At 65.8% G+C, this 24,163-nt stretch carries 16 protein-coding genes; 7 read left to right on the top strand and 9 right to left on the bottom strand.

Features of this window, described 5'->3' with window-relative positions:
• Positions 1-133 precede the first annotated feature (133 nt).
• From ACEN2S_RS11725 to ACEN2S_RS11715, 3 genes are all read left to right on the top strand, one after another.
• On the top strand, positions 134-1,708 hold the full coding sequence (locus ACEN2S_RS11725; protein WP_441866379.1) for a Re/Si-specific NAD(P)(+) transhydrogenase subunit alpha: 1,575 nt from the start codon (positions 134-136) through the stop codon (positions 1,706-1,708).
• A 15-nt stretch (positions 1,709-1,723) separates the two neighbouring features.
• A complete protein-coding gene (locus tag ACEN2S_RS11720) occupies positions 1,724-3,157 on the top strand; it encodes an NAD(P)(+) transhydrogenase (Re/Si-specific) subunit beta (protein WP_441866335.1) in 1,434 nt (477 codons plus the stop codon).
• A 207-nt stretch (positions 3,158-3,364) separates the two neighbouring features.
• Positions 3,365-4,648: a DUF3422 family protein gene (locus tag ACEN2S_RS11715; protein WP_441866334.1), complete on the top strand. Its 1,284-nt coding sequence runs from the start codon at positions 3,365-3,367 to the stop codon at positions 4,646-4,648.
• Between the two features lie 101 nt (positions 4,649-4,749).
• Here ACEN2S_RS11715 and ACEN2S_RS11710 read toward each other — a convergent pair whose 3' ends face one another.
• The 3 genes from ACEN2S_RS11710 to ACEN2S_RS11700 all read right to left on the bottom strand — a co-directional run bounded on the left by ACEN2S_RS11710 (position 4,750) and on the right by ACEN2S_RS11700 (position 9,292).
• Positions 4,750-6,852, bottom strand: a complete 2,103-nt coding sequence (locus ACEN2S_RS11710) for a methyl-accepting chemotaxis protein (RefSeq protein WP_441866333.1) — start codon at positions 6,850-6,852, stop codon at positions 4,750-4,752.
• Between the two features lie 258 nt (positions 6,853-7,110).
• On the bottom strand, positions 7,111-8,130 hold the full coding sequence (locus ACEN2S_RS11705; protein WP_441866332.1) for an exonuclease domain-containing protein: 1,020 nt from the start codon (positions 8,128-8,130) through the stop codon (positions 7,111-7,113).
• Positions 8,131-8,434: 304 nt separating this feature from the next.
• On the bottom strand, positions 8,435-9,292 hold the full coding sequence (locus tag ACEN2S_RS11700) for a LysR substrate-binding domain-containing protein (protein ID WP_441866331.1): 858 nt from the start codon (positions 9,290-9,292) through the stop codon (positions 8,435-8,437).
• A gap of 85 nt (positions 9,293-9,377) precedes the next feature.
• Here ACEN2S_RS11700 and ACEN2S_RS11695 point away from each other — a divergent pair, with 85 nt between their 5' ends.
• On the top strand, positions 9,378-10,364 hold the full coding sequence (locus tag ACEN2S_RS11695; protein ID WP_441866330.1) for a bile acid:sodium symporter family protein: 987 nt from the start codon (positions 9,378-9,380) through the stop codon (positions 10,362-10,364).
• A gap of 41 nt (positions 10,365-10,405) precedes the next feature.
• On the opposite strand, the gene ACEN2S_RS11690 is transcribed toward ACEN2S_RS11695, so the two are convergent.
• Positions 10,406-11,689, bottom strand: a complete 1,284-nt coding sequence (locus ACEN2S_RS11690) for an NAD(P)/FAD-dependent oxidoreductase (RefSeq protein ID WP_441866329.1) — start codon at positions 11,687-11,689, stop codon at positions 10,406-10,408.
• Positions 11,690-11,811: 122 nt separating this feature from the next.
• On the opposite strand from ACEN2S_RS11690, the gene ACEN2S_RS11685 reads away from it, so the two are divergent.
• A complete protein-coding gene (locus tag ACEN2S_RS11685) occupies positions 11,812-12,726 on the top strand; it encodes a LysR family transcriptional regulator (RefSeq protein WP_441866328.1) in 915 nt (304 codons plus the stop codon).
• Between the two features lie 339 nt (positions 12,727-13,065).
• Positions 13,066-15,711, top strand: a complete 2,646-nt coding sequence (locus ACEN2S_RS11680) for a hybrid sensor histidine kinase/response regulator (RefSeq protein WP_441866327.1) — start codon at positions 13,066-13,068, stop codon at positions 15,709-15,711.
• Between the two features lie 361 nt (positions 15,712-16,072).
• Here the strand turns inward: ACEN2S_RS11680 and ACEN2S_RS11675 are convergent, their stop codons facing one another.
• Complete coding sequence (locus ACEN2S_RS11675; protein ID WP_441866326.1) at positions 16,073-17,299, bottom strand: hypothetical protein; 1,227 nt, start codon at positions 17,297-17,299, stop codon at positions 16,073-16,075.
• A 459-nt stretch (positions 17,300-17,758) separates the two neighbouring features.
• Between ACEN2S_RS11675 and ACEN2S_RS11670 the strand changes: the two genes are divergently transcribed.
• Entirely contained in the window at positions 17,759-19,903 is a 2,145-nt protein-coding gene (locus ACEN2S_RS11670; protein WP_441866325.1) for a methyl-accepting chemotaxis protein, read from the top strand.
• A 142-nt stretch (positions 19,904-20,045) separates the two neighbouring features.
• On the opposite strand, the gene ACEN2S_RS11665 is transcribed toward ACEN2S_RS11670, so the two are convergent.
• From ACEN2S_RS11665 to ACEN2S_RS11650, 4 genes are all read right to left on the bottom strand, one after another.
• A complete protein-coding gene (locus tag ACEN2S_RS11665) occupies positions 20,046-20,477 on the bottom strand; it encodes a hypothetical protein (protein WP_441866324.1) in 432 nt (143 codons plus the stop codon).
• Between the two features lie 133 nt (positions 20,478-20,610).
• Positions 20,611-21,510, bottom strand: coding sequence for a F0F1 ATP synthase subunit gamma (locus ACEN2S_RS11660; protein ID WP_441866323.1), 900 nt, complete (start codon positions 21,508-21,510; stop codon positions 20,611-20,613).
• Entirely contained in the window at positions 21,494-23,206 is a 1,713-nt protein-coding gene (locus ACEN2S_RS11655) for a F0F1 ATP synthase subunit alpha (RefSeq protein ID WP_441866322.1), read from the bottom strand. Before ACEN2S_RS11655 ends, ACEN2S_RS11660 begins: the two co-directional genes overlap by 17 nt.
• Positions 23,196-24,161, bottom strand: coding sequence for a F0F1 ATP synthase subunit delta (locus ACEN2S_RS11650; RefSeq protein WP_441866321.1), 966 nt, complete (start codon positions 24,159-24,161; stop codon positions 23,196-23,198). Before ACEN2S_RS11650 ends, ACEN2S_RS11655 begins: the two co-directional genes overlap by 11 nt.
• Between the last annotated feature and the right edge of the window lie 2 nt (positions 24,162-24,163).

Raw genomic sequence — 24,163 nt, 5'->3', positions numbered from 1 at the left:
AAATTCGCATGAAGAACATCTGTTTTTGTTATGTGAAAAGCAGTCACGGTCTTGTGAAATATTGTTGCGCGATGTTATGACTTGCCCCGCTATGGCCACCCGGACGATTTGTCCTTGAATAGGGGGAGTGACCGTGAAGATCGGGGCACCGAAAGAGATTTTCGAGGGCGAGGCACGCGTTGCCATGACGCCCGACAGCGCCCTTCAGTTGCAAAAGCTGGGGCATGAATGTTTTGTGGAAGCGGGGGCCGGCAAGAAGGCCGGTTTTGACGACGCCACTTATACTGCTGCCGGTGTGACCGTTCTGGCCGATGCCGCGGCGCTCTATGGCGCGGTGGATATCGTCGCCAAGGTCCGCCCGCCGGTGCCCGCCGAAGTGGGCCTGTTGCGGCAGGGGCAGACCCTGATCTCCTTCTTCTATCCGGCGCAGAACAAAGAGCTGCTGGAGCTGGCCAAGGATCAGGGCGCCTCTGTCATCGCGATGGACATGGTGCCGCGGATCTCCCGCGCGCAAAAGATGGACGCTTTGTCCTCGATGGCCAATATCGCGGGCTACCGCGCGGTGATCGAGGCGGGGAACAACTTTGGCCGCTTCTTCACCGGTCAGGTGACGGCCGCGGGCAAGGTTCCCCCGGCGAAGGTGCTGATCGTGGGGGCGGGCGTTGCAGGGCTTGCCGCCATCGGCACCTCGACCGCGCTGGGCGCGATCACCCTCGCCTTTGACGTGCGACCGGAAGTGGCCGAGCAGATCGAATCGATGGGCGCTGAATTCGTCTATCTCGATTTTGCCGAAGCGGCACAGGATGGCGCGGCGACCGGGGGCTATGCCGCCCCGTCGAGCCCGGAATTCCGCGAAGCGCAGCTGAAAAAGTTCCGCGAGCTGGCACCCGAGGTGGATATCGTCATCACCACCGCGCTGATCCCGGGGCGCGATGCGCCGAAACTCTGGCTCGCCGACATGGTCGCCGCGATGAAGCCGGGCTCGGTCGTGGTCGATCTTGCCGCCGAGCGGGGCGGCAACTGCGACCTGACGGTGCCGGACCAGAAAGTGGTGTCGGAAAATGGCGTGACCATCGTGGGTTACACCGATTTCCCGAGCCGGATGGCCGCGCAATCCTCGACCCTTTATTCCAACAACATCCGCCATATGATGTTCGACCTGACCCCGGCGAAAGACGGTGTGGTCGTGCACAATATGGAAGATGACGTGATCCGGGGGGCCACGGTGACGCATGAAGGTGCCATCACCTTCCCGCCGCCGCCGCCGAAAGTGGCGGCCATCGCCGCGCAAAAGCCCAAGGAAAAGGCCAAGGAACTGACGCCGGAAGAGAAGAGAGCCGCGGAAGTGGCCGCCTTCAAGGCGCAGACCAAAAGCCAGGTGGGCATGCTCGTGATCGGTGGCGCGCTGATCCTGCTCGCGGGCCTCTTTGCCCCGGCCAGCTTCATGTCGCATTTCATCGTCTTTGTGCTGTCAGTCTATGTCGGCGTTCAGGTGATCTGGAACGTCAGCCACAGCCTGCACACGCCGCTGATGGCGGTGACCAACGCGATCTCCTCGATCATCATCCTGGGGGCGCTGATGCAGATCGGCTCGGGCAGCTGGCTCGTCGTCCTGTTGGCGGCGCTGTCGGTGTTCATGGCCGGGATCAACATCTTCGGCGGCTTCATGGTCACCCGGCGGATGCTCGCCATGTTCCAGAAATCGTAAGGGGGAGGCCGGGATATGGAATACGGATTCACCACGGCCGCCTATGTCGTTGCGGCGGTTCTGTTCATTCAGTCGCTGGGCGGCCTTTCGGGGCAGGAAAGCGCGAAACGCGCCGTCTGGTACGGCATTGTCGGCATGGCGCTGGCCGTTGCCGCCACGCTCTATGGCCCCGGCGCGGGCAATTGGCTGATTTCGGTCGTGATGATCGCGGTCGGCGGTCTGATCGGCTGGGTCGTCGCACAGCGCGTGCAGATGACCGAAATGCCGCAGCTGGTGGCGGCGATGCACAGCCTCGTCGGTCTGGCGGCGGTGTTCATCGGCTATAACACGCATATCGAGCTGGCCCGCGTCATCGCGATGGATGAGACGGCCCGCCATGCGCTGACCGGCTTTGCCGCCGTCGTGGCGCATAAAACCGGTGTCGAAGTGTCGATCCTGCGGGTCGAGACCTTCCTCGGTGTCTTTATCGGGGCCGTGACCTTCACCGGGTCGGTCATTGCCTTTGGCAAACTGGCCGGCAAGGTTGACGGCAAGGCCAAGAAACTCCCGGGCGGCCATATGCTGAACGCGGGTGCGGCGCTTTTGTCGATCGTGCTGCTGCTGGTCTATCTGAACACCGGCTCGACGCTGGCGCTTCTGGTGATGACGCTCGCGGCCTTCTTCATCGGCTATCACCTGATCATGGGCATCGGCGGCGCCGATATGCCGGTCGTGGTGTCGATGCTGAACAGCTATTCGGGCTGGGCGGCGGCGGCCATCGGCTTTTCGCTCGCCAACGATCTTCTGATCGTCGTCGGCGCGCTGGTCGGCTCTTCGGGGGCGATCCTGTCCTACATCATGTGTAAGGCGATGAACCGGTCGTTCGTGTCGGTGATCCTCGGCGGCTTTGGGGGCACCACCGGCCCGGCGATGGAAATCACCGGCGAGCAGGTGGCCATCGACAGCGACGGCGTCGCCTCGGCCCTGAACGATGCCGACAGTGTCATCATCGTGCCGGGCTATGGCATGGCGGTGGCGCAGGCGCAGCAATCGGTCTCGGAACTGGTGCGCAAATTGCGCGCGCGCGGCAAGAACGTGCGCTTTGCCATCCACCCGGTGGCGGGCCGTCTGCCGGGGCACATGAACGTGCTCCTGGCCGAAGCCAAAGTGCCCTATGATATCGTGATGGAGATGGATGAGATCAACGAGGACTTCCCCTCGACCGACGTGGTGATCGTCATCGGCTCGAACGACATCGTCAACCCGGCGGCACAGGAAGATCCGAACTCGCCCATCGCCGGGATGCCGGTGCTGGAAGTCTGGAAAGCCAAACAGGTGTTCGTGTCGAAACGCGGGCAGGGCACCGGCTATTCCGGCATCGAGAACCCGCTGTTCTTCAAGGAAAACACCCGGATGTTCTATGGCGATGCCAAAAAGAGCATTGATGAACTCTTGCCCAAGATCGACTGATCCCGGCAGGGCGTTCTGAAATCCCGAAAGGCCCGGTCCGCGCGACCGGGCCTTTTTCTTTGGCTGCCCATGTTTGCGCAAGCAGCGTGGCAAAAGTCACAGTACACCATTGCACACCTCTAAATATCGAAGAACGCTGCACTTTTTTGTTTACAGAAGGCGGCGTTGCGCTAATCCAAAAGGGTCTCATCCCAGTTGGACCGCCCGATGACCCCGATTGATGACCACCCCTTGCGCTATGATCTGGTCAATGAACTGCATGCGCGCCCGTTTCCCTCGCTGACCGTGCCCAGCCATGCCGTCTATCTGGCGGTGAAGGAGCCGGTGGATGCCGCCAACCGCGACCGGGCGGCGGATCACGCGCATCTGACGGCGCTTTTGCAGCGCCACGGGGCGGCGCGGCCGGTGCCGGGGGTGACGCATTATGCGGGCGATCTGGGCCGCTATGCGCTGAAATGGGAAAGCCATACGGAATTCGTGACCTATCTCGCCTTTGCGCCGGGCTGTTCCGAGCGCCCCTTTGACCCCGCCGATGCCCGGGTCTTTCCGGAGGATTGGACCGCCGAGGCACCGGGGCGGCGGCTGGCGGCGATCCATGTCCGCATCGAGCTCTTGCCCGAAGACCCCACCGAGATCGAGCCGAAGCTGCAGGATTGGTTCGTCGCCGAAAGCCTCGCCTGCGCCTGGGTGCTGGACCGCGCCGCGGTCATTGCGGGGGATTTCCGGCTGGATGCGGCGGGGCAGATGCGCTTTGCGATTTTCGTGACGCCCGGCACCGGCCCCTCGCGCATTGGCCGCATCGTGCAGCGGCTCTGTGAGATCGAGACCTATCGCGCGATGTCGATGCTGGGTCTCGGCCGCGTGCGGGATTTGGGCGCGCGGCTGAACGCCCTTGATCCGCAGCTCTCGGCGCTGGTCGAGGGGATGACCGATGAGGAGAAGGCGCCCGAGTTGGTCCTGCAAGACCTCTTGCGGGTCTCGGCCGAGCTGGAGAGCCTCGCGGTCAGCCACGCCTTTCGTTTTGGCGCGACGGGTGCCTATGAGGCCATCGTCAATCAGCGGATCGAGATCCTGCGCGAAGAGCGGTTTCAGGGGCGGCAGAAATTCGCGGAATTCATGATGCGGCGCTATGATCCGGCGATGCGCACGGTGAAATCCGCCGAGGCGCGGCTGAAAACCATGCTGGAGCGCGCGGCGCGGGCGGGGGAGCTGTTGCGCACCAGGGTGGATGTGGAACGCTCGGCGCAAAACCAGAAGCTGCTGGAAAGCATGGACCGCCGCGCCGATCTGCAATTACGGCTGCAACATACGGTCGAGGGGCTCTCGGTCGTGGCGATCAGCTATTATGCGGTCAGTCTCTCGGGGTATTTCTTCTACCCGCTGGCGAAACTCGCGCATGTCAGCAAGGAGATGCTGACCGCAGGGCTGACGCCTTTGGTGATGCTGGCGGTGTTTCTGCTGGTCCGGCGCATCCGCTCCAAAATGCACTGACGGTGGCGGGTGCCGGAGGAGCGGGCAGCGGCGGTACGGATCCCAGCCGCCCGGGCCGGTGCAAGGGCGCGCGGTGAGGGCATGCGGGGGGGCGGGCAGGTTCAGCTAGCCCGCCGCACCTTGCCCGCCGTTTCATATGTTGCGCTGCCAACGATGGGCTGGCCGTAACTTTGACCGGTGTATTGAAACTGGCTGACCTTATGCGTCAGTTCCTTGGTTTCGATGGTCAGGTTGCGGGTGGCGGCATTGGTTTCCTCAAACATTGCCGCATTGTGCTGGGTGACCTGATCCAGCTGGTTCACTGCCATATTGATCTCGGCCAGCCCCGCCGATTGCTCGCGCGAGGAATTGGCCATCGTGCTGACCCGCTCATGAATCTGCGTCACCGCGCCATCAATCTCGCTCAGTGCCGCGCCCGCCTGACCCACCAGACCGACGCCGCGTTTGACCTGATTGGCCGAGGCGGAGATCAGATCGGCGATTTCCCGGGCCGCATCGGAGGAGCGCTGCGCCAGCGCCCGCACCTCGGAGGCGACCACGGCAAAGCCACGCCCGGCTTCGCCCGCCCGCGCCGCCTCGACCCCGGCATTGAGTGCCAGCAGATTGGTCTGAAAGGCGATTTCATCAATCACCGAGGTGATCTTCGAGATTTTTGACGAGCTTTCCGAGATTTCATCCATCGCCTGCACGGCATCGCGCACCACGACACCGCTGTGCGAGGCGCTTTTGCGGGCATTGTCGACCATGGTGCTGCCTTCGTTCGCCACGCTGCTTGCGGCTTTGACCGAGGCGGTCAGCTCGTCAATCGCGGCGGCGGTTTGCTCAAGGGTGGCAGCCTGCTGCTCGGCGCGGCGCGAGAGATCATCCGTGGCGGCGCCGATCTCGCTTGTCTCATGGCCGATGGTGCGCGCGTGGTCGATCACCTGCGCGATCAGCCGGTCGAGCTTGGAGGTGGCATTGTTGAAATCTGCCCGGATCACCTCGAATTCGGAGTCGAATTTATCCTCGATCCGCACCTGCAAATCGCCGGACGAGAGCCGCTCCAGCGCGCCTTTCAGCACGTCAAGGGCAGCGCTGCGCTCGGTCTGGCTGGCGAATTTCACCACTTTGCACGGACGGCCGTTGGCATCCAGAATAGGGTTGTAGCTGGCACGCAGCCAGATTTCCGTGCCCGATTTGGTATAGCGTTTGAACTCGGCAACGCTGGGCGTGCCGCGTGCCAGATCCTGCCAGAAGGCACTGTATGCCGGGCTGGCGGCCAGTTCGGGGTCCACAAACATGCTGTGATGGCGCCCCTGAACCTCGCTCAGGCTGTAGCCCATGGTTTTGCAGAAATTGTCGTTGGCGGTCAGAATGTTGCCGTTCAGGTCAAATTCGATGATCGCCTGAATCTTGGACATTGCGGCGATCTTGCCCAAAGCATCCGCGGCGAATTCCTTTTGCGCCGTGATGTCGGAGGCGAATTTCACCACCTTGCACGGCTTGCCATCGGCGTCAAAGATCGGGTTGTAGCTGGCCTGAAGCCAGCAATCCTTGCCGGATTTGGTCAGGCGGCGAAACGCGCCCGATTTGAATTTGCCCTGCGCCAGATCGTGCCAGAATTGCCGATAGCCGGGGCTGGCGGCCTCGTCCTTGTCCATAAAGATCGCATGGTGCTGACCGATCAGCTCGGCGGCGCTGTAGTCGGTGGCGGCGCAGAAATTGTCGTTCACGGTCAATATCTTGCCGGTCAGATCAAATTCGATCGTCGCCTGCGATGTGCTGATCGCCGCGATCTGGCCCGCAGTATCCAGCGCGCGCAGCTTTGCGGCCGTTACATCGGTGGCGAATTTGACCACGCCCACGGGCTGCCCCGCGGCGTTCAGGAGCGGATTGTAAGAGGCCTCCAGCCAGACGGTGTTTCCCGTTTTGGTCAGGCGCGGATAGGTGTCATGCTGCCGCTGTCCCGCCCGCAGCTCGGACCAGAACCGCTGATAAGCGGCGCTTTCCGCGGTGCCGGGTGTCGCGAAGATCCGGTGATGCTTGCCCAGAATATCGTCGCGGCGATAGCCCATGATCGCCAGAAAATTGTCATTCGCGCCCTGGATATGACCGTCGAGGTCAAACCAGATGATCGCCTGCGCGGTCTGCAGCGCGGTCAGCAAAGCCCGGTCTGCAGCAGAGAGGGTGTCTTTGGCGGCTGTGCCAAAAATACGCGGGAACATGGATGCCTCCGGGCCAAAATGCCTGTGCAGAATGCGGCCGGAGCGGCTAATGGTACCTTAACGTCAACCTGAGGGCATGCAGATAATACAATTTCCGGTTGCATTTCTAATCGCTTGGAATTGCGCGCTTCTTTTGAAAATCGGCAGGTCAGCGCGGCAGATGGATCGAATTTTCCCGATATGTCGGGAGACATATCGTTGCCGCGACCTATGCGGCACGTTCGGTCACCAGCGGCGTTTTGGCCGCGCCTGGCCGTTTCACTCGGCCGACTCGACCAGCTGCAGGAACTCGCTCTCGCCGATCACCCGGATGCCACGTCCCTTGGCGCGATATTCCTCGGCGCGCCGCCAGTCCGGGTGGCGCTGGGCCTGCGGATCCGACAGCGCCTGATCGCCCACGACCACCAGCGTTGTCTTGGTGGTGACCCGCGCCATCACCTGCGCCCCCGAGCCTTTGGCTTTCTCGGTAGCCAGGGCGAGGGGCAGCGTCATTGGCCCGCAAAAACAGGCCATTGCCCCATCGAGTTGCAGCGGTGGAATATCCGGCTGGCGCGGCGGTGCGGCCTTGGCGCGGCGGGGGCGCGTGGTTTCGCCCAGGCGGCGGAAGTGCAGCCCGGTCCGGAATTCCGCCAGGAGGACAACCTGTGCCGCTGCCCGCGCATCCTCGCCGGCATCATGGTGCTGAAAGTTCAGCCCCAGCGCCGATTTCAGATGTTTCAGCCCGTGGCCGCCATTGTTGATGAACTCCGGCCAGGCGCGGCGGGCGATGCGCACGCTGTCGAACCATTCCAGATCGGGGGGCTCCATCGAAAAGGCCTTGCCCTGACAGGCGGCCTCGATCGCGCGCTGGTCAAAGCTGGAATGCTGGATCAGCGGTTGCCGCGACAGCAGCGGTGTGAGCGCCCGGATGGTGCGCCGCGCATTGGGCTTGCCCTGAACGTCCCGCGCGGTGATTCCGTGCAAGTTGCTGTTAAAGCTATCAAAGCTGCCTTCGGGATCGACCAGCGTGCTGAACTGATGGATATCGCCGGTTTCGGTCACGCAGGCCAGACCAATCTGGCAGATGCTGCCCGCCCAGCCATTCGCGGTTTCGACATCCAATGCGATGAAGCGGTAGGTGTCCGACGGCAGGTCGGGAAACAACTGGGTGTCCGCGGTGGCGGGGATCTGGGTCTGGTCTTCGGGTGTCAACGGCAAGGGGGGAACCTCGTGTGTCGCGGAGGGCGGCGTCACACCAGCTTTGTAGAGACGGCCCAGCAAATTCAACAAAAAGCGCATTCCGGCCTCAAAAACATATCTCTTGCCCTTTGAGAGTGCCGACCGCCCCGGCTGATGTAAATCCGAAATGCACCCTCAGGTTGTGTGATTGTGTCATTTTGATATAAACTGTGACATTCCATCCGCAATCAGATGAAATATTTATCATGTATTCCAGACGCTTGAATTTTCGGCGGCTGAAGCGTTCGGGTGGTGGTGAGAGATTTCCCGTCGCGGGCGCCATCTCTGGCACTTGCTGTGCCCGGGCCCGCTTGCCCCGGGCCGGGGCCGCGTCCGAACATGTCCAAACACCTTCAGGCCGCGTCTAGGCCTCGCGCAGATTGCCCACCTGGGCAAAGATTTCATCGGAAATGGCGGCGACCAGAGCGGGGTCGGCGCCGCTGACCGGCACCAGCACAAATTCGACATCTTCCAGCTCCGGCAGGCCCGGCACGGGCAGGGCCCGCAGGCCGGTGGGTGCCATGCTGCGGGGTTGTACCAGAACCCCCATGCCCGCCCGGGCGGCGGCGGTCAGCCCGCTCAGGCTGCTGCAGGTGCAACTGATGCGCCAGGGGATTTTATGCGCGTTCAGGGTTTCCAGCGCGATGGAGCGGGTGATCGAAGGGCTGGGAAAGGCGATCAGCGGCACCGCCCCGCCGCCCGCCATCAGCATCTCGGGGTCGCGCGCCAGCCAGACCAGCGGCTCGCGGAACACCAGCTGGCCACGGGCATCGCCGATCCGGCGCTTGGCAAAGACCAGGTCGATCTCGCCCGCATCCTGCATCTGATACAGGATGCCGCTGAGCGCGACCGAAAGTTGCAGGTCGATATTGGGGTGGTTGCGCGTGAAGTTTTCGAGCACCGCCGTCAACCGGCTGTTGGCGAAATCCTCGGAAAGCCCCAGCCGCAACCGCCCGCGCAACCGGCTTTCGCCAAAAAGCTCGCTGACTTTGCCCTCAATCGCCAGCATCGCTCGCGCATGCTGGCTCAGCGCCTCGCCATCCGGGGTGATCAGCACCCGATGCGTGTCGCGCCAGACCAGCTGCCGCCCGAGGGACCGCTCAAGTCGTTGAATATGTTGGCTGACGGTCGATTGCCCCAGCTGCAACATCTCGGCGGCGCGGGTGAAACTCCCCGTCTGCTGCACCGCCAGAAAACTGCGCAACTGTGCCAGATCGAGCATGGTTATCGACTTTCGTGATGAGTGTTATTCCTTGCATCCTGTTTGATGATAACGACATTGGGCGCCACTGTCACGGGAGACCGATATGCGCCGCTTCAAACCCGATACTTTCACCCTCATGCTGCTGGCCACGGTGGCACTCGCCTCGGTCTTTCCGGTCTCGGGGCAGGGGGCGGAATGGATGGGGATTGCCACCAAACTGGCCATCGCGCTGTTGTTTTTCCTGCACGGCGCGCGCCTCTCGCGGGAAGTGGTGATCGCGGGGATGCTGCATTGGCGGCTGCAGGCAGTGATCCTTGCGGTGACCTTCGGGGCCTTCCCGCTGCTCGGCCTGGCGCTGGGGCAGCTCATGCCCGCCGATCTGCCACTGGCGCTGCGCACGGGGCTTTTGTTCCTCGCGGTGCTGCCCTCGACGGTGCAAAGCTCGATTGCCTTCACGTCGATGGCGGGGGGCAATGTGGCGGCGGCGATCTGCGCGGCCTCGGCCTCCAATATCGCGGGCATGTTCCTGACGCCGCTCTTGGTGGGGGTTTTGCTGTCGGCGGGCGGGCATGGCGGGTTTTCGATGGCGGTACTGGGGCAGATTTTCCTGCAACTCTTGGTGCCCTTTATCGCCGGACAGGCGCTGCAACCCTTGGTGGGCGCTTGGGTGCGTGGCCATAAAAAGCTGCTGGCGCCGGTGGATCGTGGCTCGATCCTGATGGTGGTCTATCTCGCCTTCAGCGCGGCGGTGGTCGAGGGGCTGTGGCACGGGATTGAGCTGCGGGATCTGGCGCTGGTGGTGCTGGCCGATATGGCGCTCTTGGCGCTGGTGCTGGCGCTGACCATGTTTGGCAGCCGGGCACTGGGTTTTGATCGGGCAGATGAGATCGCGATCACCTTCTGCGGCTCAAAGAAAAGTCTGGCGAGCGGGGTGCCGATGGCGGGCGCGATCTTTGCCGGACAGAGCATCGGGGCCATCGTGCTGCCCCTGATGATCTTTCACCAGATCCAGCTGATGGCCTGCGCGGTGATTGCGCAGCGCTACGCCCGAAAGGGGCATCTGGCCGAGGCTGAAGCCCTGCGCGGCTGACCCAAGCAAAAGGCCCGGGCACCGTGCTCAGTATTCTGTGCTCAGAAACGGCTCCCGGTGAAATGCGCCACCTGCGCGCCAAATTCGTAATAGGCTTCGCGCAGGGGCCGGGCGCTTATCGGCTGTGCGGGGGTGGGGGCGAGCGGCAGATCGGCCTCCTCGGTCTCTCCCGCGACATGGCCCGCCAGAAAGCGGCCAAAGGCGGTGCCCGGCGCAATCCCGCGGCCGTTATAGCCGCATATGGTGATGATCTTTTCGTCCAGCTGATGGCAGCGCGGCAGGTTGTCGGCGGTCATCCCGATCTGGCCATACCATTCCGCCTCGAACCGGACCGGGCCAAGGTCCGGCCAAAGGCGCGCCATTTCACGCCGGGCCCAGGCCCGGTGCACCGCCGCCCCGCCCCGCCGCAGCGCGCCGACCGAGCCAAAGACCAGCCGCCCCGCCTGATCAAAGCGGAAGGAGGAGAGGATTTCCTTGGTGTCCCAGGCGCCCTGCCGCTCTGGCAGGATACGGGCCTGCATCTCGGCGTTGAGCGGCGTTGTGGCGAGGTTGAAATAGGGCAGGAACACCTGCTCTTGCCGGATCTGCGGAAAGATATGGCCTGTATAGGCATCGGTGCCGATCACTACCCATTGCGCGGTCACGCTGCCTTTCGGCGTTACTGCCTGCCAGCCCGCCCCCGACCGCCGCAGCGCTGTGACCGGGCTTTGGGTGAAGAGCGAGACGCCCTGCTGTACCCCCGCCGCCGCCAGCCCGCGCGCATAGGCCAGCGGCTGGATGGTGCCCGCGCGGCGGTCCAAAAGCGCCCCCGCATAGGCGGTGCTGCCGACCCGTCGCGCGGTCTCGGCCGCGTCCAGCACCTCTACCGGCGCGCCGCGCGACTGCCATTGCCGCGCCCGCTCGCGGATCTCGGCCAGACCCTTTTCGCCCACCGCCAGATGCAGGGTGCCCTGCCACTCGGCTTCACAGGCGATGGCGTGACGGTCGATCACCTCGAACACCTGCCGCGGCCCGTCGCCCAGAAAATCGATCAGCCGGTTGCCCGCCACCGGCCCCAAGGTCTCGCAGAGCGCCTCGGGCATCACCCACATACCGGCATTCACCAGCCCGACATTGCGCCCCGCGCCGCCAAAGCCCACCTCTACCGCCTCCAGCAGCACGACAGACTTTCCGCGCTCGGCCAGATGCAGCGCGGTGGAGAGGCCGGTATAGCCCGCGCCGATCACCACCACATCCGCCGACATGTCGCCGGTGAGCGGCCCGCTCTGTGGTGCAGCGGGGGCGGTGCGTTCCCAAAGACCGTGGGAGCGGGGGTCGTTCTGCATTGGGGGTCATCCTGAAGCGGGCGGCCGGCCAGATTGGCCCGGCGTCCCGGAAGTTCTGCCTTGTACATGGTTGAAAGAGTAGCGAGTTTTGATCAAGAGTTCATTCGCGTAAGGAATGCGATATGCGTGCGCCCCGCCGGTTCCTGCCCTCCCTGCCGCTTCTGTCCGCCTTTGAGGCGGCGGCGCGCACCGGCTCGGTCACTGCGGCCGCGCATGAGCTGTCGCTGACGCAAAGTGCGGTGTCGCGGCAGATCAAGGCGCTGGAAGAGCAGCTGGGCGTGGCGCTCTTTCACCGCGAGCGTCAGACCATCCGCCTCACGCTGGGCGGGGCCGCCTATGCCCGGGAAGTGCGCGAGGCGCTGCACAAGATCTCGCAGGCCTCGCTCAATCTGCGGGCAAATCCCCTGGGGGGCACGCTGACGCTGGCGATTTTGCCGACCTTTGGCACCCGCTGGCTGGCCCCGCGGCTGCCCCGGTTTCTGGCGGCTTACCCGGGGGTGACGGTCAATCTGGTGACCCGGCTCAGCCCGTTCGATTTCCGTCACGAAGCGATTGATGCCGCGATCCATTTCGGGCGCGAGGACTGGCCGGGCACCAGCATGGATCTCTTGCGGCGCGAGGTGGTGTTGCCGGTCTGCGCGCCGGGGCTGCGGGCGCAATACGGCTTTCGTGCCGCCGCCGATCTGCGGCAGGCACCGCTGTTGCACCTGACCACCCGGCCCGATGCCTGGGAGCGCTGGCTGCGGCTGCATGCGGCGGATGATCTGGCGGTGCATGGCATGCTGTTTGACCAGTTCGCCACGCTGGCCCAGGCGGCGCAGGCCGGGTTGGGGGTGGCGCTGATTCCGGATTTCCTGATCGCCGAAGAGCTGGCGGCGGGGACGCTGGTGCCCGCACTTGCCTTGCCGCTGCACAACCCCGAGGCCTATTATCTGTGCTGGCCGACCGAGCGCGCCGACCACCCGCCTTTGTGCGCGCTGAGGGCCTGGATCGTTGCGGAAACCGCGGCCGACCGCGGGGATGACCCTGCCGGTTGATCCCTGCCTGCTGACTGCCGCCTGCTGATCCTGACCTGCCACTTGCGGACCGCTGCGCCGCGCGCGTCGGGTTCGGCGGCGCTGCGCATCGTTGCCGGTGCGGTGACGCGGGCGGCTGAGCTGCGGGCGATTCTGCTGCGGGCCTTACGATTGCGCCCGTCTGCCGCCCTGTTCAACATCGCGGTGCCAATAAGGTTCCCTAGGGTCACCTTTGGGCGCCCGGAAACCTTCATTTCACTTCTTTTCGCTATGACGACAGGTGGTTGATGGCAACATGGGGCTGGTCGGGCTGCGGCGCAGTGCTGACGGGGACAAAGTAACGATGATGAAGGTGCCGCTTTGGTAAGGTCCGTCGCCTCCGTGGTGGAGACACAGCAGGACTATGTCTTTCGGGATTTCGGCCGCTCCCGGATCTTGATGATCCGGGACAAGATCGCACAACGTCCGTATTTCTTCGCGATGATCTACTTCATCGCGGTCTTTGGCTGGACCGTTTTCATGGGGTATGGTGCGGCCCTTCACGGCAGAAACACGTTTGCTGTCAATAACATGCCCCATATTGCGCTGTTTTCGCTGGCGCTGGGGGTGTTGTTTTACCCGCTGCCGAAACTTTGGATTCCGGTCTGCGCGTTCCTGCTGAATTTTTATGTGCCGATGTTCCTGCCCTTTCTCGGCGATAAGTCCTGGCTCTTGCTGCACGGGCTGACGCCGGGCCTGCTGTTTCAGACCTTCCTGCTCAATGCGGTTTCGGCGGCGCTGATCGGCGCCATCTCGCTTGTCGCGGCGCAAAACTTCTTTCGCCGCCTGCGGCCGTTTACCGCAGATATTCTCGCGACCTTCACCGTGGCGGGCGTGTTCCTTGTCGTGTCGATGATTCAGGTGGCGGTGGCGAATTATTATGCCCAAAGCCTGTCACCCGCCTTGCAGCTCGAACTCGGGTTTGACGAGCATTTCACGCTGCTCGCCTCGTTCCGGCAATGGCGCGGCGTGGTGGTGGTGTCGGCGTTCTTGCTGACCGCGCTGCAATTCCCCAAGCGCGAGGACACGCCGCGCATCGCGGTCATCGTCGCGGGCTTTGCCCTGATGGCCATCCTGCACCGCTATGGCATTGCGGGCTATCCGATGCTGGACGCGGCGATTGTCTGCATTCTTCTCGCGCTGACGCTGCCGCTCTCCTATGTGCCGATCAGCATCGTCATCGGCTCGACCGTTTATGCCTCGATCACCGGCAATTACCTGCGCGACATCGCCCCCGCCACCCAGGCGGATGTCTACCTTGAGACCTATTCGATCGTGGCTCTGGGCTTTGTGATTCTGGTGCTGGCGCTGCGCTCCTATAACGAGGTGATCCTGCACTATCAGGCCGACAGCATCCGGCGCCTCAATCAGGTGCGCGATTTTGCCGGGGTGGGCATCCTCACCATCAATCTCGCCAGCGGCAAGGTGCTGCTGGACGATGTGGGCAGCCGCATCGCCGGGCTGAAGAACGAGGCAACGCTGGGCTCTCTCTACCGCAAGCTGGACCGTGCCGAGCGTTTGTCGCTGCGCGAGCGGTTGCTGGAGGCGCCCGGACAGCCGCAATCGGTGCTGTTGCGCTTTAACGTCGATGCCGAAGGGGGCACGTCTGAGGCAGGGGCCTATGACTGCCCGGAGGCGCGGGGCCATGATCTGGGCACCAGCACCCTGTCGGTTCGCAAGCCGACCCGCGCAATCGTGTTGCGGATCTATCTCTGGCTGGAGCAATCGCCGACGCGCGAATGGCTGGCCTATGGGCTGTTGGTGGATGTGACGACCGAGCATCAGCAAGAGGCGGCCCTGCGCCACATGCTGAACGAACTGAACCTGCGGCAGGAAAAGCAGGCTCAGCTTTTCTCCATCGTCTCGCATGAAATCCGCACGCCGGCTTCGGTCATCGCCATGCTGATCGAGGATCTGGGGGACACGAACAGCCTGCCGACCGTCCGGCGGCAGATGCGCGAGGCCTCCGACCAGTTGCTTCGGGTGCTGACCGACATGCGTCAGGCGGTGAATCCCGAGAAAAATCTGGAGGTGACGGTCGAGTCTTATGTCCCGGCGGAACTGGCCGAAAGCCTGCGCAACCTCTTTGAGGGGCAGGCGGCGGGGCGGGGCATCCAGATCCGGCTGGCGCTTGGGGCCGGGGCCGAGCGCGCGCGTCTGGGCGACAGCCGCCGGATCAAGCAGATTGTCGGCAATCTCTTGCGCAACGCCATTATCCACAGCGGCGGAACGCAGATCACCATCGGCTTTACCCGCGTCACCGGGCCGGGTGCGCTGGGCGCGCGCAGCTGCTGGCAGGTGACCGACAATGGTCAGGGCATTCCGCCCGAAGAAGTGGCGCGTCTCTTCGAGCCGTTTGAGCGCGGCACGCGGGAAGATCCGCGCAGCAAGGTCGATGGCAGCGGGCTTGGCCTCTATATCGTGAAATCCTCGGTCGAATTGCTGGGCGGGCAGGTGTTCTACTTCACCGCACCGGGCGGCGGCGCGGGCTATGAGGTGCGCTTGCCGGAGGAGGATGCCGACCTGCCGGTGCCCGAGCTGTCGGTCCCTGCACCCGGCGCGGCGGAGACGGCCTATCCGGCGGTGTTGCGTGGCATGTCGGTGCTGTTGGCCGAGGATAACGAACTGGTCGCCGAAATCACTCAGGCACGGCTGCGGCGGGTGTTTGGCCGGGTGGATTGCGTGGCGAACGGGCGCCTGGCGCTTGACGAACTGTTGCGCGAACCGCGCGACGTGCTGATCACCGATCTGTTCATGCCGGAAATGGAGGGCGATGTCCTCGTGCGCCATCTGCGCGAGGCGGGCGTGACCATCCCGGTCTATGGCCTGACCGCCGCCGTGGTTGGCGACGACATGCACCGCTTTGAAGTGGCGGGGGCCAGCAAGGTGATGGCGAAACCGTTGCAGATTGACCAGATGCTCGAGCATTTGATGGGCGAAATCGCCCGCCTCTCCGGCGCCGCCTGAGCCTGTCACACCACCTGAGCCTGTCGCACCCCCTGCAGAACGCCCGGAAGCCCGCGCGGCAGATGATCACCCGCGCGGCCTGAGGGGCCTGCCAGATGCCTGAGGGCCCGCCAGATGCCCGGGCCCCTGCCTGAGTGCTGAGGCGTGCCGGGGCGCGGCTGACCATGCCCGGGGGGCTCGGGGTGCTGGCGACAAGTGCCACCGCGCCGACCCGCCCGCCAATGCCGTCATCCGGCGTCACCTGCCTGCGCAGAAGCGCTGATCTGCAGCACGGGGGGGCGATGGCTGGGGCCACGGCAGCGGCGGCCACAGCCAAGGCGCGGGAGGGGCAGGGGGAAAGCACGGCGCGGGCGGCCGCGCGTCAAGCCTCGTCGGCCTGCCGCAGATCTTCCGGCAAAAGGGCGGTGGGCGCCGCGCCGCCAACCGGATCCTGCAACAGCGCCTCGGCGGCTTCGGTGCCTTCCGGCGTGTCCTCCACCAGACGCCACAGACGCCGCATGTCGTCCTCAAAGCACTGTTCGCCGATCTCGCCCGCATCGCGCAGCTTTTCCAGCTCGCGCATCACTTCCACCGCATAATCGTTCAGGCCCAGCGCCTTGACCTCGCCTTCCGAGGCCGCGTCATAGCGCACCGCATGGGCAAAGGCGAACAGCACCACCTGCGACAAAGCCTCGCCCGCGCTGGCGCCCTTGGCCATCCGGTCGCCGATCAGCGCCTCGCCTGCCATCGTCAGCTCCATGCCGACGCCGCCCAGAACCTCGCGCAGCCCGTCCATCAGTTCGGGCGAGAGATCGGGCATCTGCGGGGCGATTTCAAAGGCCTGTGCGATGCCGCCGATTTCATCGGTGTAGCCCACGGGCACCTTGCGGCGGGCCGGGCGCGCGGCGGCGGGTGCGGCCGTGCTCGGCGCGGCAGCGCTCTCTTCGGGGAGTTCCGGCGCGTCCAGCGGCAGCGCAAAGTCGGACATGTCCAACTCGTCACTCTCGCTGTCGAGGTCGATCTCTTCCCCGGGCGCATCAGCCTCTGCGATGTGGTCCTGCCCGGGGGCCTCGGTGAAGGGCCGTTCGGTGGCCGGCATTTCGGGCACGGGTGCTTCGGGCACGGGCGGTTGATAGATCGGCGCTTCATAGACCGGGGGGACATAGACCCCGGGCTCGGCAGGCGCGAAAATTTCGGCCTGGGCTGCGGGGGGCGCGTCCTGCGGCGCTTCGGGGATGCTGTCTTGCGCCGGGGCCATCAGCGCGGCGCCGGTGTCGATCCCGTCCGCGCCGGGGCCAGCATCGGCGGTGGTGACAACCGGCGCCTCTGCGACAGGCACGGGCATCGCGGCGGGCATGGCGGGGGGCAGCGGGCGCAACAGCGCCACCGGGCGGGCGCCAAATATCCGCTTGAGAAAGAACGGTTTGCGCTCAAACTCTTCCACAAGGCCCAGATTTTTCAGCCGGGCCAGCGGGCGCGCCACTTCCATCCCGCGGCCGCGTGCCACAACGGACAACAGATTGCGGTCAATCGGACCCCGCGCGGCGTGGAGTTCCAGAATGATCGCCAACAGTTCATGCTCTGTGCGGTCGAGCGGTTTGTCCTGCATGATGTCCTCAACTAGAAGCGGAAGCCCGCATCGCAGATCGCAGCCGCCGCGTCAATTCGGCCCGGCGAGTCAGGGCGGCCATCCGCCCATATCCCGACCTAGGCCGCGCGAAAGGATTCGGCCAGACCTTCTGCCAAGGGGCCCGGCGCGTTTTCGCGCAGCAGCGCGCTCCAGCCCCCCTCTGCCACGGCCGCATCCGCCCCCCTGTAACGGTGATGTGAAATCTGCCAACAACTTTGAGGAGAAAGCCGGTCCGGGCTGCGCAATCTCATGGTGATATTCAAGCTTGGTTTACCGATAGGGCCGAGGCTTGCCGCAGCGATGCATCCATTGCCACAGGGGTGCCAGATGATGAAGGAACGCTGCGATATGTCTTTGTTTCAAAGATACTTTTCAACGATAGGCTTTCAGATTGGTGCGGGCATCACCCTGCTTGGCGGCCTCGTGTTGGCGGTATGCATGCTGTCGTATCTGACGTTGCAGGAATTTGGCGGACATATGGAAACATTGTCGCAAGACCGGCTGCCCGCCCTGCGCGACAGCACCACGATTGTCGCGCGGGTGGCGGGCCTGCCGCAGGGCTTTGCCGAGGTGTTGCGCGCCCGCAGCCCGGAGGCGCTGGAGGCCGCGCGGGCGGGCACCGCCGCCGAAATTACCGGCTTTCAGGCGCTGGCCGATCAGCGCCCGGCGCCCGAGGCCGCCGCGATTGAGGTCGAACTTGGGGCGCTGGCCGGGCAGCTCGAGGCGCTTGCCGCCGCGCGGCAGGCCGAGATGCAGGTGCTCGCGGCCTTGCAAGGCGCGTTGAAGGACATTGATGCGATTCTGGCGACCGTCACCCAGGGTTTCAACGATTATAACCCCAAGGATGTGATCAAGCTGCGCTCCGAGATGATCAAGACCCTGACCGAAACCGACCCGGAAGCGATGCGCGTCCGGGGCAAAAAGCTGGCCGAAGCGGCGGCTCTGGTGGCGGCGGCCGTGCCGAAGACCAAGCCCGAGGGCAAGGCGCGGCTGGTGGCGCTGAGCGATCCGGAGGGCGGGATTGCGGGCATGCGGCGCGCCTATCTGCAGCAGATGCAGACCACCGCCGATCTGTCGGCGCAGGCATTGCAGGGGGTGCAGGGCCTGGCCGATCGGGTCAGCCAGACCGGGCTCGCGGCGCTGGATCTGGTGCAATCGGATGCGCGCACGATCACCACGCGGATGCACGCAGTGGTGCTGCATTTGGGCCAAAGCGCGGCCGGGGTGACCCTGGTGATCCTCGGCACCTGGGCGCTGGTGCGCTGGCGCGTCGTCGGACCGCTGAAGCAACTGGCCGCGCGCACCCGCCGCCTTGCCGGGCAGGACATGCAGGCGTTGGACGGGATGCGCGCGCGGGGGGGCGAGATGGGCGAGATGCTGCAGGCGCTCTGCATCTTCCGCGACACGATTGCCGAGAATCACCGGCTGGCCGAAGAGGGTCAGCGCGCCGCCGAAGCACAGGCGCGCGCGCAAAGCGCCGCGCAGGAGCAGCAGCGGCTTGCCGAGCGCGAGGAGGCGGCCCGCGCCGCGGCGCAGGCGCGTGCCATCGCCCGGCAGGAGCGCGAAGAGGCCGAACGCAGCCGGGCGCAGGACCGCCGGATGGCGGAGGAGCGCGAGCGGTTGCGGGCCGAGCAGGATCAGGTGGTGACCGGGCTGGCCCGTTCGCTCCGGCGGTTGGCCGAGGGGGATCTGACCGCGCGCCTGACGGCATCCTTTCCGGCGCAATACGAAGATCTGCGCCACGATTACAACCGCGCCGTGGCGCATCTGGCGACCTTGGTGGGCACCATCCGCGACAGCGCGGGGGCGATCGAGGGCATCACCGGCGATCTCAATGCCACCTCGGGCGCGCTGTCGCGCCATTCCGAGATGAACGCGGCCGCGCTTGAGGAAACCGCGGCTTCGGTGAACACGCTGGCGCATTCCGCGCGGGCGGGGGCCGCGCGGGTCGAGGAGACCGCCACGGCGGCGGCGCGGACCAAGGCCGGGGCCCTGCAGTCCCAGCAGGTGGTGTCGGCGGCGGAGGGCGCGATGAGCCGCATCGTCAGCTCTGCGCAAGCGATCAGCAAAATCATCTCGGTGATTGATGATATTTCGTTCCAGACCAACCTTTTGGCACTGAATGCCGGGGTGGAGGCCGCGCGCGCGGGCGAGGCGGGGCGTGGCTTTGCCGTGGTCGCCGCCGAGGTGCGGGCGCTGGCGCAGCGCGCCGCCACCGCCGCGCGCGAGATCGGCAGCCTGATCGAGGAGAGCGGCAAAAGCGTGGCCGAAGGGGTGGATCTGGTGACGCGCACTGGGGAAGCATTGCGCGAGATTGTCAGCGCGATTGACGTGATCTCTGCCAATGCGAGCGACATGGCGCTGGCCTATCGCAGCCAATCGGCAGGGATCGAGGAGATCAGCGCCGCGACGGCACAACTGGACCAGAGCACACAGAAGAACGTCGCGCTGTTCCACCAGACCGCCTTTGCGGGGCAGGATGTGCTGCGCGAGGCGCAGGGCCTTTCCGCCGCCATCGCGTGTTTCGTGCTGGACGCGGCACCTGCCGAAAGCGCCCCCCGGCCTCTTGGCCGCGCCGCGTGAGAGGGGACATGCCGGGCACCATGAGAGATACCCCCGGACAGCACCCCGCACCGCACCTCAGGCACCCTCTAGGGAATTTGGCCGGGGGCCGCGTGGGGCACCCGGTCACGGCGGTCCTGCGCGGGCGCCGGGTCCGGGGTGGTCAGACAGGCTCGCTGACCGAGGTGGCGGTGAGTCCCTGCGCCAGCGTCACCGCAGCATCCAGGCTTTCGCCCCCGGAGGCGATTTCGGCGGCGAGCAGCTGCCCCGAGCAGGAGGTCATCACCGCAGTCCATTCCTGCGCGTCTTCGCTCAGGCGGCGCATCGATTCTGCCTGCCAGTCGCGCATCACCTGCGCGCCCGCGACCGGATCGGTCATCCCCTCTGACATGAGGCGCATGCCCGTGGTCAGCGCGCATTGCACCGCATCATGGCGGCGCTGGAACCAGTTGCGCGAAAAGCGTTCGGCCTGGCGCAGGAATGTCTCCTCGGCCTGCCACAGGCTGACAAGGTGCGGCCCGGCAAACGGCGTCCAGGGAAAACCGGATTGCGGGGCGGAAGAGCTGGTCTTTTTGATCGGATCGAGCTTGGCCATGATGCAGGTCTCCTTGGGTTGCGATGGGTGATCTTAGGGCCGTTGCCGTTGGGGAAACTTGATCCGTGTCAAATGCGCGGCGCCCATGCGCGCAACCGGCGGCTTTTCGCGCAATGCCGCGGGCAGATGCCGCTCAGCCGGCAGGCGCGGCGGGTGGCTCCGGCCTTTTGCCGCGCCCGCGCAGCGCTTCAAAGCCGATGATCACATCCAGCAATTCGGTGGTGATCTCGCTTTGCCGCAACGCGCGGGTGTCGGCGGCGAGGCTTTCCAGCCGGTCATCCACCGATTGCTCGGCCTGTTGCATCCGCGCCAGTCGGGCGGCATTCTCTGTCACCAGCGCTTCGGCTGCCGCGCGAAACACCCCGGTGAACAGCATCTCGCGAATCAGGGCCGCCAGCGTATCGGCCGCCGGTGCCGCCACCTGCGGCAGGCTGCGCGAGGTCCAGGGGGTTGCCGCCAGCCCGGCGATCAGCGCCGGGTCCAGGGGCAAAAGACGCGGGGCCACCGGCATCTGCTGCCCGTGCTGGCCGCGTTCAGTATGCACCAGCCGCACCGCGATGGCCCCCGCGGGCGCCGCGCGCCGCATCGCCTCCAGCCGGGTAACGATCAGCCCCGCAAGCCGCCCCAGCCCCTCGGTCGAGGCGGGCGCCATCAGCACCATCTCCGGGGTCAGGCCGCGCCCCTCCAGCGCATCTTGCAACTGTGCCCCGACGCAGATCAGCCGGTCGGCCGGATGCTGCAGCACCGCCTCGGCCACCGCGTCGTTATAGTTGCCGCACAGCCCGTGGTCGGAGCCAAAGGCAATGATCACCTCGGGTGTGCCGGGGGCGAGGGCCGTCGGGATCGGGCCGTTCTGACAGATAAAGGCGTGCAGACCGGCGCGCACGGTCTCGCGGTAGGTATCAATGCTGCGTGCGGCCAGCTCATAGGGCAGCGCGTTGATCGCCGACATGGTCTTCATCGTGCGCACGATGCCGCGAATGCTGGTCAGCGTGGCCGTGTGATGCGCAAGGGTTTCAAGCGTCTGGGTCATCGGGCCCCGCTGGTGCCGTCGTGCCTGTTGTTGCTTTTGCCGGATCTGGCATGAAGGCCGGGTTTGACAGGGGGGCCGGGTCTGGCGCGGATGCTGGCGCGGGCTGCGCGCCGGGTGGTGCGCCGGTGGGGGCGCTTGTGAGGGCGTCGGTGGGGGCGGGTATCGCGGCCTTTGCCTGTGCCAACACCCGCGCGCGGTCGTCATCGGAGAGCTTTTGATCGGCCGCCAGACGTGTCGCCAGCGCCGTGCTGCCCGCCGCCTCCGGCAGGCGGAAACTGGCGCGGATCGCGGCCATCGCTGCCGTCGCCGCCGCCTCGGCCTGCCCGTCCAGAAGCCCCTCCATCGCGGCCACCAGCACCGCCAGCTGCTCGGCGGCGGGGATCGGATCGCGCTCGGGCTGGCGCAGGGCGGCACGCACCGCCGCCCCCCGGCTCAGCCGCGCCTTGGTACTGTCATCGAGACGGGTGCCGAAACGGGCGAATTCTTCCAGCTCCTCAAACTGCGACAGGGTCACCCGTAGGTTGCCCGCCACATCGCGGAACGCCCGGCTTTGTGCCTTGCCGCCGACGCGCGAGACGGAAACCCCCAGATCCACCGCCGGAAACTGGTTTTTGCGCACCAGCCGCGGCGAGAGGTAGATCTGCCCATCGGTGATCGAGATCAGATTGGTCGGGATATAGGCCGAGAGGTTCTCGGCCTGCGTCTCCACCACCGGCAGGATGGTGATCGAGCCGCCGCCCACCTCCGGGGTGAACTGGCCGCCGCGCTCCAAAAGCCGGGCATGGACGTAGAAGATGTCGCCCGGAAATGCCTCGCGCCCCGGCGGGCGGCGCAGGAGAAGCGACAGCTCGCGGTAGGTATGCGCATGGTGGGTCAGATCGTCGATCACCACCAGCACGTCATGGCCTTCGGCGGCAAAGCCCTCGGCCATCGTCAGCGCCGCATAGGGGGCGATATAGCCCAGACCGGGCGCCTCATCATCGCCCGCCACCAGCACCACGCTCTGCGCCAGCATCCCGCCTTCGGTGATCGCGGCAATCACTTTCGCCACCGCATCGCCGCGCTGCCCGATGGCACAGTAAATGCAGATCACCCCGCTCTCGCGCTGGTTCAGAATGCTGTCGACGGTGATCGAGGTTTTGCCGGTCTGCCGGTCGCCGATGATCAGCTCGCGCTGGCCCATGCCCACCGGCACGGCGGCATCGACGGCGGTGAGGCCGGTGGCCAGCGGCCGGTTCACCGCCGCCCGCTCCAGAATGCCCGGGGCCTCGCGCTCGACCGGCATCTGGCGCGGGGCCACCACGGCGGCCTTGCCGTCGCGCGGGCGGCCCAGAGCATCGACGACCCGGCCGAGAAGGGCCGCGCCCACCGGAACACTGACCACCTGACCGCTGCGGCGCACCGCCTCGCCCAGGATCACCTGCCGCCAGGGGCCGAGCAGCACCACCCCCAGCCGGTCCGGCTCAAGGTCAAAGACGATGCCGCTGACGCCGGAGGCAAATTCCAGCCGCTCATCTGCCAGCGCATGGCTGAGGCCCGAAACAATGGCGATCCCGTCACCGAGTTCCGCCACACGGCCGATTTCCTGCCGCCGCGCCGCTGGGGCCGGGGCGGCAATCAGGCTCTGCAGCAGGGCCTCGGTGCCTGCAAGGGCCGCCGCAATGGCCGCCGGGGACGGGTCGGTATCAACTGGCATCGGAGGCCTCCGCCGTATCGGAAGGAGCTGTCGCCGGATCGGCCCCGGGCCGTGGCGCAACGGCCGCCACCGGCCCAGGCGATGCGGCGTCTGACGGCCCGCTGGCCGCGGGATCTGGGGCGGGCGATCGGGTGGGAGCCGCGCCACCGGGGGCTGTGCTGGCGGGGGCCGCGCCAGCGGGGGCCATCACGCCGGGCCCCTGCGGCGCGTTGGCGGGGTCGAGCAGCGCCTCAAGCCCCTGCATATAGCTCTCGAGCGTCCAGTCGATCTGGGTGCCGCCGCAGGCAAAGCTCAGGCCGGGGCCGCGGGCGGGATCGGTTTTGAAGGTCAGCGCGGTGTCGGGCAGGATCTTGGTCAGTTCGCGGGTGATCTGCGCGGTTTCGGCCTCGGGCAGCGGGGTGGCGGTGGTCACCTCTGCCATCACCTTGCCGCTGCGGCGGGTCTCATCCCGGGCAATCGCCTGCAGATCGGGCGCCATCTCGTGCAACCGGGCCAGCGCCTGACGCACCATCTGCGCCTCCAAGGTGGTGCCTGCCAGATCGGTCAGCGCCTTGCGGGTCAGCGCCAGCAGCGCACGCGCGCCCGATTGTTGCAGCCCGTCGTGATAGGCCCTTGCCTCGTCCGCACGGCGCTGGGCGCGGCTTGCTGCTTCGGCGGCCTGCTCGGCGCGGGCCTCCGCCAACAGGCGGTCGCGTTCGGCGCTGGCGGTGGCGCGGGCCTCGGCCAGCGCGCTGTCCTGCCCGGCGCGCAGGGCGGCGGCCTTGGCGCGGTAACTGGCCTCAACCGCGGCGGCGGCGGCTTCTGCGGCTCCGGCCTTGGCCATGCCCTCGGCAATCTCACGCTCGCGCGCGTCGATCCCGTCGAGGATCGGGCGGTAGAGAAAGCGTTTGAGCAGCCAGACCAGCACCAGAAAGTTCACGATCTGCGCCGCGATGGTGATCCAGTCGACGGACATGG

It is taken from the genome of Phaeovulum sp. W22_SRMD_FR3 (assembly GCF_052113705.1).
Taxonomy (GTDB): Bacteria; Pseudomonadota; Alphaproteobacteria; order Rhodobacterales; family Rhodobacteraceae; genus JBGQOG01.
This window is presented reverse-complemented; position numbering and strand designations above follow the sequence as displayed.

What these genes read in the sequence shown, in the direction of transcription:
- ACEN2S_RS11720 (WP_441866335.1), top strand. Translation starts at nt 1,724, where the DNA reads ATGGAATACGGATTCACCACGGCCGCCTATGTCGTTGCGGCGGTTCTG.
- ACEN2S_RS11715 (WP_441866334.1), top strand. Translation starts at nt 3,365, where the DNA reads ATGACCCCGATTGATGACCACCCCTTGCGCTATGATCTGGTCAATGAA.
- ACEN2S_RS11710 (WP_441866333.1), bottom strand. Translation starts at nt 6,852, where the DNA reads ATGTTCCCGCGTATTTTTGGCACAGCCGCCAAAGACACCCTCTCTGCT.
- ACEN2S_RS11705 (WP_441866332.1), bottom strand. Translation starts at nt 8,130, where the DNA reads ATGCGCTTTTTGTTGAATTTGCTGGGCCGTCTCTACAAAGCTGGTGTG.
- ACEN2S_RS11700 (WP_441866331.1), bottom strand. Translation starts at nt 9,292, where the DNA reads ATGCTCGATCTGGCACAGTTGCGCAGTTTTCTGGCGGTGCAGCAGACG.
- ACEN2S_RS11695 (WP_441866330.1), top strand. Translation starts at nt 9,378, where the DNA reads ATGCGCCGCTTCAAACCCGATACTTTCACCCTCATGCTGCTGGCCACG.
- ACEN2S_RS11690 (WP_441866329.1), bottom strand. Translation starts at nt 11,689, where the DNA reads ATGCAGAACGACCCCCGCTCCCACGGTCTTTGGGAACGCACCGCCCCC.
- ACEN2S_RS11685 (WP_441866328.1), top strand. Translation starts at nt 11,812, where the DNA reads ATGCGTGCGCCCCGCCGGTTCCTGCCCTCCCTGCCGCTTCTGTCCGCC.
- ACEN2S_RS11675 (WP_441866326.1), bottom strand. Translation starts at nt 17,299, where the DNA reads ATGCAGGACAAACCGCTCGACCGCACAGAGCATGAACTGTTGGCGATC.
- ACEN2S_RS11670 (WP_441866325.1), top strand. Translation starts at nt 17,759, where the DNA reads ATGCTGTCGTATCTGACGTTGCAGGAATTTGGCGGACATATGGAAACA.
- ACEN2S_RS11665 (WP_441866324.1), bottom strand. Translation starts at nt 20,477, where the DNA reads ATGGCCAAGCTCGATCCGATCAAAAAGACCAGCTCTTCCGCCCCGCAA.
- ACEN2S_RS11660 (WP_441866323.1), bottom strand. Translation starts at nt 21,510, where the DNA reads ATGACCCAGACGCTTGAAACCCTTGCGCATCACACGGCCACGCTGACC.
- ACEN2S_RS11655 (WP_441866322.1), bottom strand. Translation starts at nt 23,206, where the DNA reads ATGCCAGTTGATACCGACCCGTCCCCGGCGGCCATTGCGGCGGCCCTT.
- ACEN2S_RS11650 (WP_441866321.1), bottom strand. Translation starts at nt 24,161, where the DNA reads ATGTCCGTCGACTGGATCACCATCGCGGCGCAGATCGTGAACTTTCTG.